The organism is Streptomyces sp. NPDC037126 (assembly GCF_055605965.1).
In genome coordinates, this window is sequence record NZ_JBVJTD010000027.1 from 50230 (window position 1) to 62623 (window position 12394).

The window sequence follows — 12394 nt, forward strand, 5'->3', positions numbered from 1 at the left end:
GCTCAGCCCTCGTCGGGCAGCGCGCCGGGACGCGCGTACGTGCGGCCCTTCCAGGCGGCCCCGCGCCCCCGGTAGTGCTGCACGGCCGAGTCCACCGTCATGAGGAGGTACAGGAAAGCGGTGTACGGCAGCAGCGGGGCGAGCCACAGCGGCTGCCGGTAGTAGCGCAGCATCGGCACGTACGTGCCCGCCATCACCGCCCACGCCAGCGCGCCGAGCGCCGCCGTCCCCGCGCTGCCGGCCGCCGCGCCCACGACCACCGCCGCCGGCGGCACCAGGTAGACCAGCGCCAGCCCGGCGACCGTGCCGAGCAGCAGCAGCGGGTTGTGCCGCAGCTGGGCGTACGCGCTCCGGGAGACCATCCGCCACAGGTCGTGCAGCCGCGGATAAGGGCGGACGCTGTCCACCCGGTCGGCGAGACCCAGCCAGATCCGGCCACCCGCGCCCTTCACCGCGCGCGCCAGGGCCACGTCGTCGATGACGGCGTGCCGGATGGCGTCCGGGATCCGCGCCTTCTCCGCCATGGCGGCGCGCAGCAGGACGCAGCCGCCCGCGGCGGCCGCCGTGCGCGAGCCCGCCCGCCCGATCCGGCGGAAGGGGTACAGCTGGGCGAAGAAGTACACGAAGGCGGGGACCACCAGCCGCTCCCACCGGCTCTCCACCCGCAGCCGCGCCATCTGCGACACCACGTCGAAGCCCCCGGTGCGGGCGGCCGCCACCAGCCCGCGCAGGCTGTCCGGCGCGTGCGCGATGTCGGCGTCGGTCAGCAGCACGTACTCGGGGTCTCGCGCGCGTGCCAGGGCGATGCCCTGCCGCACCGCCCAGAGCTTGCCCGTCCAGCCCGCGGGCGGTTCGCCCGGAGAGTCCACCGTGAGCGGCAGCCCGCCGTGCCGCCGGGACAGCTCCTCGGCCAGCCCACCTGTGCCGTCCGTGCTGCCGTCGTCGACCAGGAAGACCTCCGCCCGCCCCGGATAGTCCTGGGCCAGCAGCGACGGCAGGCTCGCGGGCAGCACGGAGGCCTCGTCGCGAGCCGGTACGACCACACAGACCGGTGGCCACTCCTCCGGTTCGCGGCGCGGTGGCAGACGCACGTCCGTGCGCCAGAAGAACCCCTGGCACAGCAGCAGCCAGCACCAGGCTGCCAGCGACCCGACGGTGATCCACAGGAAGGCGCTCACGGCCGCAGTCTGCCCCACCAGGGCGGTCCGTAAGGGGGCATCGTCTATCGTGGCCGGGTGAAGATCGCGCTCATGGACTCCGGAATCGGCCTGCTCCCCGCCGCTGCCGCGGTACGACGGCTGCGGCCCGACGCGGACCTGGTGCTGTCCTGGGACCCGGACGGCATGCCCTGGGGACCGCGCACTCCGGAGGACATCACGCGGCGGGCCATCGCCGTCGCCGAGGCGGCCGCCGCGCACGAGCCCGACGTCCTGATCGTCGCCTGCAACACCGCGTCCGTCCACTCCCTGCCGCAGATGCGCGCCCGGTTCGAGCCGGGCCTGCCGATCATCGGCACGGTCCCGGCCATCAAGCCGGCCGCGGCGGGCGGCGGCCATGTCGCGATCTGGGCGACTCCCGCCACCACCGGAAGCGCCTACCAGCGGGGACTGATCGATCAGTTCGCCGCCGGTGTGTCCGTCACCGAGGTGGCCTGCCCCGGTCTCGCGGACGCCGTGCACCACGCCGACGAGGCCGCGATCGAGACCGCGATCGCCTCGGCGGCCTCCCGCACCCCGGACGACGTGACCACCGTCGTCCTCGGCTGCACCAACTACGAGCTGGTCGGCGAGCGCATCCGGGCCGCCGTCCAGCAGCCGGGCCGCCCGCCGCTCGTCCTGCACGGTTCCGCCGGGGCCGTGGCCGCCCAGGCCCTGCGCAGGATCGGCGCGCTGCCGGATCCCGGCGCCGACACGGCGACCGGCCTCTCCGTGCTGCTGAGCGGCCGCTCGGCGACGCTCCCGGACACGGCGCTGTCCTACGAGGAAGGGCGCTTCCTCCAGACCGTCGCCAGTCCCGTCCGCTGAGCGGCAAGAACCCCGGGTCCGCCGTGCTCCACCCGGGCCAGTCACCCACCGCCACGGCCTACCCGCGCAGCGAAACCTGAGTAACCTCTTAAACATGAGGGAGCACCCCCGCCCGGACGACACCTCGAACCCCGACGTCTGGACCGGACGTGCCACGAATCGGGTGCAGTGGCTGCTGGCGCTGGTCGGGGCGGCGTGCATGGCGCTCGGCATCGAGCTGGCCGTGGACTCGGCCTGGACGTCCGGTATCGCCCCGCTGGTGATGTCCGTCGTGGGCTGCATCGCGGCCGGCCTGCTGGTCCTGTTCGGCACGCTCGCCTTCGTGCACGTCGACCTCAAGCTGGACCGGGAGTCCGTCGAGGTGCGCTGCGGCCACATCGGGGTGCCGCGCCGCCGCATTCCGCTCTCGCACGTCGCGGGCGCCGACTTCACCGCCCTCGTCACCCCGCGGCAGTGGGGCGGCTGGGGCTACCGATGGCGTCCCGAGAAGGGCACCGCGGTCGTCGTACGCCGGGGCGAGGGCATCGTGCTGAGCCTGTGGGACGGCCACACCTTCACGATCACCGTGGACAACGCGGAGTCGGCGGTACGGGCCATCAGGGCCCGGCTGGGAACGATCAGACCGGGAACGGCGGCCTGAGGCCCGAGCCGCTGATCACGTTCGGCCCAGCCCTCCGGAGCATCGCGGCGGCCACGGTCGGGCGAGTGCTCCTCGCCCAGGCGTACCACCGGCCCCCGGGCCGTCACGCAGCAGGTTCCGTGTCCGCCCCCGCCTTCGTCCACGGCCGTGCCGTCGACCAGCCGGCCAGGAGGCCCGCGCCCGCCGTCACGGTGGTGAAGCTCAGGGCGTCGCCCAGCGAGGCGAGGACGGCGAGCGCGGTGAGGGCCGTGGCCGCGGTGAGGGCGACCGGGGTGGAGCGGGGGGTGCGCCACAGCGCGTGCAGCACCCAGCAGAACGCGGCGGTGATCAGGCAGACCCCGATGAGCCCCTGTTCCGCCGCCAGTTGCAGCGGGGCCGAGTGGGGCTTGCCGTCGGACACCGGCTGGGCGGGCGTCGCGGCCAGTTCGCCGAACCGGTCGGGACCCACGCCCAGCCCGCTGTCGTGGCCCGCGAGACGCAGGGCGTCCTGCCACAGCTGGACCCGGCGCGGCGTCAGCACGTTCTCCAGCACCCCGGCGGGGCCGCCGGGCAGCGCGTCCGCGGCGACCGCCCAGACCGTCGCGGCCACCAGGACCGCGACCGCGGCCAGCACCGCGAGCCACCCGCCCCGCCGGGACACCCGGCCCGCGGCCACCGAGCACAGCAGCACCACCGCACTGGCCGCGCAACCGGCGGCGGATCCCAGCGCGGCCCCGGTCAGCACGGCGGCGACGCCGAGCGTGCGCAGCCCCAGCCGCACCGCCGGTACGGCCGTCGCCCAGGCGGCGCAGCACGCGGCGCCGGTGGCGAGCGCGAGCAGGGCGGCCGTGGCACCGGCGTGGCCGAGTGGGGCGGCGTAGCGCGGGCCGGCGGTGAGGTCGGGCAGTGCCACGGCCAGCGCGACCCCCGCGACCGCTCCGGCGCACGGCGCCGCCACGGGCAGCAGCGCCCCGGAGACCCGCCCCGCCGCGTGGCCGGCGGCCACGGCGAGCACCGCGAGCAGCATGCCCTCGGGCCGCCCGTCGTGGGCCGCCGCGCTGATCAGCGCCCACCCCGCGCAGGCCCCGAGCAGGATCATGCCCGCCCCGTCAGAAACGTTTCCTCTGATGTTCTGAGCTTCCGCGCCGTGCGTACCGGCCGCGGACCTCGTTCTCGTCGCCCCCACGCGCCGCCCCTCGTACCCCGCCCTGTGGCACGCCAAGGCCGAACGCCGGTTGCGGCGACACTGCCGAGGCTGGGCTCACCGTAACGGCTGATGACCGGTTTGTGCATGAGGTGGGGCAGAACGTCGTGGTTTCATCCGTACGTGCCAGGCGGTGCGGACGCCTGCGCCGACGGGGCGCCGGGGCCGCCACGGCGGCGCGCGTACCCGCCCCTGCCACGCGCCCGGCCCCTTGCGGCCTGGCCGGTTCCGGTCCCGGACCGCGCTGTCAACCGCGAGGTCAACCGCCGTACACTCACCCGCGTGACCGTCACCGCAACTTCCGTGGACCAACCGGATCAGCTCCGGCCGACCCCCGCGCCCGGCGCGCTCGGCCGCCGGCTGCTGCGCCTGGTCCCGGCCGTCGCCTCCGTGCTCTGCGGAGTGCTGCTCTACGTCAGTTTTCCGCCACGCACCCTGTGGTGGCTGGCCCCGCTCGCCTTCGCCGGCTTCGGCTGGGTGCTGCGCGGCCGGAGCTGGAAGGCGGCGCTCGGCCTCGGCTACCTCTTCGGGCTCGGCTTCCTGCTGCCTCTGCTGGTGTGGACCGGCGTCGAGGTCGGCCCCGGCCCCTGGCTGGCCCTGGTCGCCATCGAGGCGATCTTCGTCGCGCTGGTCGGCGTGGGCATCTCCGCGGTCTCCAGACTGCCGGCCTGGCCGGTGTGGGCGGCGGCGATCTGGATCGCGGGCGAAGCGGTACGCGCGCGCGTGCCCTTCCGCGGCTTCCCCTGGGGCAAGATCGCGTTCGGGCAGGCGGACGGCGTCTTCCTGCCGCTCGCCGCTGTCGGCGGCACGCCCGTGCTCGGTTTCGCGGTCGTCCTGTGCGGATTCGGAATCCACGAGGCCGGCCGGCTGATCGCCGAGCGGCGCCGCAGCCGGACCGTGCGGCGTGCGGCCGCCGCCGCGGCCCTGCTCAGCGTGGCCGTGCCGGTGGCGGGCGCGGTCGGGGCCCGCGCGCTCGTGAGTGACAAGGCGGAGAACGGCACCGCGACCGTGGCGGTCATCCAGGGCAACGTGCCGCGCTCCGGGCTGGAGTTCAGTGCCCAGCGCCGCGCCGTGCTCGACTACCACGTGCGCGAGACGCTCAAGCTCGCCGCCGCCGTCAAGGCGGGCAAGGTCGCCAAGCCCGACTACGTGCTGTGGCCGGAGAACTCCTCCGACATCGACCCCTTCAGCAACCCCGACGCGGCCGCCGTGATCGAGGAGGCCTCCCAGGCGCTCGGCGTGCCCATCTCGGTCGGCGCCGTCGTGGAACGGGACGGCAAGCTGCTCAACGAGCAGATCCTCTGGGACCCGGCCAAGGGCCCGACACAGACGTACGACAAGCGTCAGATCCAGCCCTTCGGCGAGTACCTTCCGCTGCGCTCGCTCGTCGGGGCGGTCAACAAGAACTGGACCGGTATGGTCCGCCAGGACTTCAGCCGGGGCGGCAAGCCCGGCGTGTTCGACATCGACGGCGCCAAGGTGGGCCTCGCGACCTGCTACGAGGCCGCCTTCGACTGGGCCGTGCGGGACACCGTGACGCACGGCGCGGAGATGATCTCCGTGCCCAGCAACAACGCGACCTTCGACCGCAGCGAGATGACCTACCAGCAGCTCGCCATGTCCCGCGTCCGCGCCGTCGAGCACAGCCGCACGGTGACCGTGCCGGTGACCAGTGGCGTCAGCGCCGTCATCATGCCGGACGGGAAGATCACCCAGCGGACCGGCATGTTCGTGCCCGCGTACCTCGTCCAGAAGGTGCCGCTGCGCACCTCCGAGACGCCCGCGACGCGACTGGGCATCCTGCCGGAGATCGCGCTCGTGCTGGTCGCCGCGGGCGGGATCGGCTGGGCGATCGGCTCCGGCCTGCGCGCGCGGCGCACCGGTGGCGTGTAGCCGTACGACCGCGGTACGCGCCCCGAACGGGCGGGGAGGGGCCGGACCGGCCGGTTAGGGTCGGGCCATGGCTACTCCTGAATTCATCCGCACGCTCAGGGCCTCGGCCGGCCGCCAGCTGCTCTGGCTCCCCGGGGTCACCGCGATCGTCTTCGACGACGAGGGCAGGGTGCTGCTCGGCCGGCGGTCCGACACCGGGAAGTGGTCGGTGATCGGCGGCATTCCGGAGCCGGGTGAGCAGCCCGCGGCGTGCGCCGTGCGGGAGGTCTTCGAGGAGACCGCCGTGCACTGCGTCGCCGAGCGGGTCGTGCTGGTGCAGGCGCTGGAGCCGGTCACCTACGGCAACGGGGACGTCTGCCAGTACATGGACATCACCTTCCGCTGCCGGGCGGTGGGCGGCGAGGCCCGGGTCAACGACGACGAGTCGCTGGCGGTGGGCTGGTTCGCCGTCGACGCGCTGCCGCAGCTGAACGAGTTCGGGCTCCTGCGGATCAAGCAGGCCATGTCCGAGGCGCCCACATGGTTCGACCCCACGACCAGCGGCTGACGTATGGGTGGGCACCACATGTGGTGAGGGGCGGGTTCCGCTTAGGGTCGGTGCATGACCTCGTCCAGCCCGTCGCCCGGCCCGGGCCCCCAGGTGCAGCCCCTCGCTCTCGACCTCGCGGGTCGCACGGCCCTCGTCACCGGCGCCGCCAGCGGCATCGGCCGCGCCTGCGCGCTGCGGCTCGCGGCCGCCGGGGCCGAGGTGAGGGCCGTCGACCGGGACGCGGCCGGTCTCACGGAACTGGCCGACGAGGCCGGGCGGTCCGGACTCGCCGGGCCCCTGGTCCCGCTCGTGGTGGACCTGACCGACCTCGACGCCGCCGAGCGCGCCGCGTTCGGCACCGACGTGCTGGTCAACAACGCCGGGCTGCAACTGGTGCGCCCCATCGAGGAGTTCCCCCCGGACGTCTTCCACACGGTGCTGACCGTGATGCTGGAGGCCCCCTTCCGCCTCATCCGCGGCGCCCTTCCCCACATGTACGCACAGCGCTGGGGCCGGATCGTCAACGTGTCCTCCGTCCACGGTCTGCGCGCCTCGGCGTTCAAGTCCGCCTACGTGGCCGCCAAACACGGCCTCGAAGGTCTGTCCAAGACGGCCGCGCTGGAGGGGGCCGCACACGGCGTGACCTCCAACTGCGTGAACCCCGCCTATGTGCGCACCCCCCTGGTCGAGAAGCAGATCGCCGACCAGGCGGAGGCGCACGGCATCCCCGAGGAGCGGGTGCTGTCCGAGGTCCTGCTCAAGGACAGCGCGGTGCGGCGGCTCATCGAACCGGAGGAGGTCGCCGAGGCCGTGGCCTACCTGTGCAGCCCGCAGGCGTCCTTCGTCACCGGAACCTCGATCGTCCTCGACGGCGGCTGGACGGCCCACTGAGCACCGCTTCAGAGCAGCGGCGGCAGACTCACCAGGGCCGCGCCGCTCGCGCCGAGGGCGGCCAGGAGCGCGGCCGGCCAGTTGCGGGACTGGGCGTAGGTCAGCAGGCCCACCAGCAGCCCCGCGACCACCGCCGCCAAGAGTATGAGCGCCCAGCGCAGCGACAACCGCTCCGGCGGGGGCGTGGGTGAGCTGGGTTCGGGCATGCGGCTCTCCTCCTGCTGCGTCAGAACGGGAGACGGACAGCCCTGTGTCGGCTGCCGCGCGGCGACGCCGGTCGTGTGCCCACCTGCCTGGCTCCGGCCGGCCCTCGGCGTCATCGAAACCTTTCGAATGACCGACCACGCTACTCATGTGATCTGGCGTCGAGAAAAGGCTTCTGATGCCCTATCAGTCGGTCCTGGGGTCGCTTGAGGGTGGGAGCGCCGCGCGAAGTGCCCCGGCGTGCGCCCCGAAGGCATTTCGTGCTTCATGCGGCGGAGTCCGGACGGCTGACCAGGAGGCCACTGTGATTTAGCATCGCCGCCATGACTGGTCCCGAAGCCGACCCGACCGAAGGATCCGAGGACGCGTTACGGGGCTCCACCGCGAGGGTGGTGGAGCGACTGGGCTGCCAGATCGTGGAGGGCGGCAAGCCCCGCGACCACCACCTCACCGTGGACGCCGTCACGCACGAGTTCGACGTCACGCGCCCCATGGCCCGCGAAGCCCTCCAGGCGCTGCACCAGAAGGGCCTGGTGAACCTCCAGCCGCGGGTCGGGGCCACCGTCCAGGCGCTGGAGCGGTGGGACCTGCTGGACCCCGACGTGATCGCATGGCGCCTGGAGGTCGCCCCGGACAGCCAGATGCGGTCGTTGACCGAGCTGCGGGAGGTCATCGAGCCCCGGGCGGCCAGGCTGGCCGCCCTGAGCAGGTCCGCGGAGATCTGCCACGACCTCACCGGTCACGCCCGTACCCTGCTCGCCCTGAGCGAAGACCCCGACTTCGCGCGGCCACGAGAGGGCGCGGCCGTTCGGCAGCGCTTCAGGGACGTGGACGCGGCCTTCCACCGGACCCTCCTCGCCGGGTCGCGCAACGAGCTGTTCGTGCGCCTCTCCCATCCGGTCGTCATGGCGCTGAACCACCGCATCGACAGGAACTGGGCCGGCGCCCTCCGGGAGACGGTGATCACGCCCGCGCGGGCCGTCGCCGGCACCGACACCGTGCGGAGCTATCCCACCCGGCCGGAGCCCATCGCCATGTGGCTGCACGTGGGGCTCGCCTACGCCGTCGACCAGGGGCTGGCCACCGCCGCCGAGACCTTCGCGGAGGCACTCCTCGCCGAGATCCGCAGCGGACGGCTGCACGACCCCGGCGTACGCGACCGGCTGCGGGCGGGCCTGGACCAGTTCGACACCAACGGGCTGCCACCCGCCTACCGAGCCGGTTTCCAGGACGCCATGGCCGGTCTGTTCCGCGCCCGGCGCGCGCCTGTCGTCGTCATGGGGGTCAGCGGCTGCGGCAAGAGCACCGTCGGCCGGTACCTGGCGGACTCGCTCCGGATGCCGTTCGAGGAGGGGGACACCTTCCATCCCCGAGGCAACGTCCGCTCCATGGAGAACCGCACCCCTCTGGACGACCGCAGCCGCAGCCCGTGGCTGGCCGCCATCGCGGGCCGTATGCGGGTGGCGGACGCCGAGGAGGGGCTGGTCGTCACCTGCTCCGCGCTCAGACGGATCTACCGGGAGCTGCTGCGCGTGGCCCGGCCCGACGCGTTCTTCGTGCACCTGACGATCGGCCAGGACGAGGCGGTCTCCCGGGTGGAGAGCAGGAAGTCGCACTTCATGCCCGCCTCCCTCGTGGCCTCCCAGTTCCAGGACCTGGAACCCCTGGAGGAGGACGAGGCCGGGATGACCGTCGACGCGACCCTGCCGGTCGAACGCGTCGTCGCCGAGGTCCAGACCGAGCTGGCCCGGCGCACCCGGAGCCGCTGAACCCAGTTCCGCCAGGACGGCCGTCGGCGCACACGGCGGCCGTGCCCGGCGAGAGGACCCACCGCACCGACCGACCGAACCGCCGCGAAGAGGGGGATCCACCATGCAGATCGTGTCCGCCGAGGTGATCGTCACCAGCCCGGGACGGAACTTCGTCACCCTCCGCATCACCACCGAGGACGGCGTCGTCGGCCTCGGCGACGCCACGCTCAACGGCCGTGAGATGGCCGTCCACTCCTACCTCGACAGCCATGTCGTGCCCCTGCTCATCGGAAGTGACGCCTCCCGCATCGAGGACACCTGGCAGCACCTCTACCGGGGGGCGTACTGGCGGCGCGGCCCCGTCACCATGGCGGCGGTCGCGGCCGTCGACACCGCGCTGTGGGACATCAAGGCCAAGTGCGCGGGAATGCCCCTGTACCAGCTGCTCGGTGGCGCGTCCCGCACCGGCGCCCTCGCCTACGGACACGCCTCCGGGCGCGACGTGCCCGAACTGCTCGACTCCATCCGCGCACACCTGGAGGAGGGCTACCGCGCCCTCCGCGTACAGACCGGCATCCCCGGCTTCGAGTCGGTGTACGGCGTCGCCGCGTCGAGCGCCGGCGGGGGAGAGCGCTACGACTACGAGCCCGCGCGCCCGACCACCCGCGACCGGGTCCGGCCCACCGTCGAGACCTGGGACACCCGCGCCTACCTGCGGCACCTGCCCGGCGTTCTTCGAGGCGGTCAGGGCGGAGTTCGGCCCGGAACTCCCGTTGCTGCACGACGGACACCACCGGATGACGCCGATCCAGGCCGCGCGGCTGGGCAAGGCACTGGAGCCGTACGACCTGTTCTGGCTGGAGGACGCCACTCCCGCGGAGGACCAGGCGGCCCTGCGGCTGATCCGGCAGCACACGACGACACCGCTGGCCATCGGCGAGGTCTTCAACTCCGTGTACGACTACACCACGCTGCTCAGCGAGCGGCTGATCGACTACGTGCGCTCCGCGGTGACCCACACCGGCGGCGTCACCGCGATGAGGAAGCTGCTCGACCTCGCGGCCGTCCACGGCGTCAAGTCCGGGATGCACGGCCCCACGGACATCTCCCCGGTGGGCATGGCCGCCGCCCTCCATCTCGACCTGGCCGTGCACAACTTCGGCATCCAGGAGTACATGCGGCACTCCGAGCGCACCCTGGAGGTCTTCCGGACCTCCTACCGCTTCGAGGGAGGACTGCTCCATCCGTCCGACACACCGGGCCTCGGCGTCGACCTCGACGTCGACGCGGCACGCCGCTTCCCCTACCAGCAGGCGTACCTGCCGATCAGCCGGCTGCACGACGGGACCGTGCACGACTGGTGAGCCTTCGGGGGCCGTCGTACGACGGCGGCGGTCCGCCCCGGACGTACCCGGCCACCGCGCCCGGCCCCGGGCAGCCCCGGCAGCGCGGACTGCTGGGATGCGTGGGGCGCCGGCCCCCTGTGCCGCCGCCGTCCCGCCGGAGTCTCGCAAATTCCTTAGCCACAATGCTGATTCGCTGGCACTTCGAGAAGGCCGTGGCGGTGGAAGGGAAATGATGTCCAAGCGTGCGCTGATCACCGGAGTGACCGGGCAGGACGGGTCCTACCTGGCAGAACATCTGATCTCGCTGGGATACGAGGTCTGGGGGCTGGTCCGGGGGCAGGCGAACCCGCGCAAGGACCGCATCAGCCGGCTGATCCCGGACCTGCGGTTCGTGGACGGCGACCTCATGGACCAGGGCAGCCTGGTCTCCGCCGTGGACGTGATCCAGCCGCACGAGGTCTACAACCTGGGCGCGATCTCCTTCGTCCCCATGTCGTGGCAGCAGCCGGGCCTCGTCACCGAGGTCAACGGCAACGGCGTGCTGCGCATGCTGGAGGCGGTCCGGTTGGTGAGCGGGCTGAGCGGTGGGTCGGTGAAGTCCGGCGACCAGGGGCGCATCCGCTTCTACCAGGCGTCGTCCTCCGAGATGTTCGGCATGGTCGCGGAGACGCCCCAGCGCGAGACCACCCTGCTCCACCCGCGCAGCCCCTACGGGGTCGCCAAGGCGTTCGGCCACCACATCACCCGCAACTACCGGGAGTCGTACGGGATGTACGGGGTCTCCGGGATCCTGTTCAACCACGAGTCCCCGCGGCGCGGCGCCGAGTTCGTCCCGCGGAAGATCTCCCTGGCCGTCGCGCAGATCAAGCTCGGCATGCAGGACAAGCTGAGCCTCGGCAACCTCGACGCCGTACGCGACTGGGGCTTCGCCGGCGACTACGTCCGCGCGATGCACCTGATGCTCCAGCAGGAAGAGCCCGGCGACTACGTGGTGGGCACGGGCCGGATGCACTCGGTGCGCGACGCGGTGCGGCTGGCCTTCGAGTACGTGGGCCTGGACTGGGAGGAGCACGTCGTCATCGACCCCGCGCTGGTACGGCCCGCCGAGGTGGAGATCCTGTGCGCCGACTCCTCCCACGCCCGCGCGGCCCTCGGCTGGGAGCCCGAGGTCGACTTCGCCGAACTGATGCGGATGATGGTGGAGTCCGACCTCGCCGAGGCCCGGCTGGTCCGTGAGCACGGCAGCGTGCTCACCGGAGCCCGCTGGTAACAGGGCACTTCGCGGACCCGCGGACGGCGGGCTCCGGGCCGGTCCCGGAGCCCGCCGTCACGGTGAGCGCCGTACGCGCCGTTCGGACCGTGCCCCGCACGAGTCACGCGCCGTTCGGACCGTGCGCCTCACCGGCCGCCGGGGGGTGCGTGCGGGTGCTGGCGGGCCAGCGCGAGGATCGCCAGCGCGATCTCCGCCCCCGGCCGGCCGAGGCGGGCCGTGTACTGCCGCAGCATCTCGCTCTCCCCGGCCAGGGTCGTGGCCGGAAGGCCCGCTGCCCGACGGCTCAGTTGCCGGCCCCGGGACCGCTGCACCCGGCGCAGCAGAAGCGCGATCAATTCCTCGTCCTGTAGGTCGAATTCGGCCGGGTCCCTGGAGGCGGACGGTGCGGGACGCGGCGGATTGCCCGTCGGGGCGGATTCGGGCATGCGAAGAGATCCTCGTCGAAGTCGCTGGCCGGGTGTCCCCGGAACCCATCTCGCGGGTCCGATCCTGTCCCGCCGCCCGGCCGCAAACCCCTAGTGTTCCCCACCGGCCCGCCCCCGACGGTCCGTCCCGCCCCGCCGGCGCCCGGACCCCCGCCACGACTAGGGGTTTTCCTGGCGGTGACCTGCCGAGACTGTGCGCTGGTGTGCGCCGGTCTTCGAGATGGGTTGAGTTGAT

General features: G+C 73.1%; 11 protein-coding genes and 1 pseudogene. 8 read left to right on the plus strand and 4 right to left on the minus strand.

Annotation, left to right across the window (positions count from 1 at the left end; all coding sequences use genetic code 11):
* Nucleotides 1–2: 2 nt before the first annotated feature.
* Nucleotides 3–1196 (minus strand): glycosyltransferase, encoded by a 1194-nt coding sequence (locus tag ACZ7FF_RS38085; protein ID WP_470818425.1) that lies wholly within the window; start codon nt 1194–1196, stop codon nt 3–5.
* A 39-nt stretch (nt 1197–1235) separates the two neighbouring features.
* Here ACZ7FF_RS38085 and ACZ7FF_RS38090 point away from each other — a divergent pair, with 39 nt between their 5' ends.
* Nucleotides 1236–2024, plus strand: a complete 789-nt coding sequence (locus ACZ7FF_RS38090) for a glutamate racemase (protein WP_470818426.1) — start codon at nt 1236–1238, stop codon at nt 2022–2024.
* A gap of 94 nt (nt 2025–2118) precedes the next feature.
* Nucleotides 2119–2664: a hypothetical protein gene (locus ACZ7FF_RS38095; protein ID WP_470818427.1), complete on the plus strand. Its 546-nt coding sequence runs from the start codon at nt 2119–2121 to the stop codon at nt 2662–2664.
* Between the two features lie 103 nt (nt 2665–2767).
* On the opposite strand, the gene ACZ7FF_RS38100 is transcribed toward ACZ7FF_RS38095, so the two are convergent.
* A complete protein-coding gene (locus ACZ7FF_RS38100; protein WP_470818429.1) occupies nt 2768–3742 on the minus strand; it encodes an O-antigen ligase family protein in 975 nt (324 codons plus the stop codon).
* A 387-nt stretch (nt 3743–4129) separates the two neighbouring features.
* On the opposite strand from ACZ7FF_RS38100, the gene lnt reads away from it, so the two are divergent.
* From lnt to ACZ7FF_RS38115, 3 genes are all read left to right on the plus strand, one after another.
* Complete coding sequence (lnt, locus tag ACZ7FF_RS38105) at nt 4130–5740, plus strand: apolipoprotein N-acyltransferase (protein WP_470818430.1); 1611 nt, start codon at nt 4130–4132, stop codon at nt 5738–5740.
* 67 nt (nt 5741–5807) lie between these two features.
* Nucleotides 5808–6287 carry an NUDIX hydrolase gene (locus ACZ7FF_RS38110; protein WP_470818432.1) on the plus strand — a complete coding sequence of 160 codons (480 nt, stop codon included), beginning with the start codon at nt 5808–5810 and terminating at the stop codon, nt 6285–6287.
* Between the two features lie 54 nt (nt 6288–6341).
* Nucleotides 6342–7160, plus strand: a complete 819-nt coding sequence (locus ACZ7FF_RS38115; protein ID WP_470818434.1) for a 3-hydroxybutyrate dehydrogenase — start codon at nt 6342–6344, stop codon at nt 7158–7160.
* Nucleotides 7161–7168: 8 nt separating this feature from the next.
* Here the strand turns inward: ACZ7FF_RS38115 and ACZ7FF_RS38120 are convergent, their stop codons facing one another.
* Entirely contained in the window at nt 7169–7366 is a 198-nt protein-coding gene (locus ACZ7FF_RS38120; RefSeq protein ID WP_470818436.1) for a hypothetical protein, read from the minus strand.
* A 321-nt stretch (nt 7367–7687) separates the two neighbouring features.
* On the opposite strand from ACZ7FF_RS38120, the gene ACZ7FF_RS38125 reads away from it, so the two are divergent.
* The 3 genes and pseudogenes from ACZ7FF_RS38125 (at nt 7688) to ACZ7FF_RS38135 (ending at nt 11731) form a co-directional block, all read left to right on the plus strand.
* Entirely contained in the window at nt 7688–9133 is a 1446-nt protein-coding gene (locus ACZ7FF_RS38125; protein ID WP_470818437.1) for a gluconokinase, GntK/IdnK-type, read from the plus strand.
* Nucleotides 9134–9236: 103 nt separating this feature from the next.
* Nucleotides 9237–10479, plus strand: a pseudogene (gene manD, locus ACZ7FF_RS38130) (D-mannonate dehydratase ManD).
* A 214-nt stretch (nt 10480–10693) separates the two neighbouring features.
* Nucleotides 10694–11731, plus strand: a complete 1038-nt coding sequence (locus ACZ7FF_RS38135) for a GDP-mannose 4,6-dehydratase (RefSeq protein WP_470818446.1) — start codon at nt 10694–10696, stop codon at nt 11729–11731.
* Nucleotides 11732–11859: 128 nt separating this feature from the next.
* Here ACZ7FF_RS38135 and ACZ7FF_RS38140 read toward each other — a convergent pair whose 3' ends face one another.
* Complete coding sequence (locus ACZ7FF_RS38140; protein ID WP_470818438.1) at nt 11860–12159, minus strand: chorismate mutase family protein; 300 nt, start codon at nt 12157–12159, stop codon at nt 11860–11862.
* Nucleotides 12160–12394 lie beyond the last annotated feature (235 nt).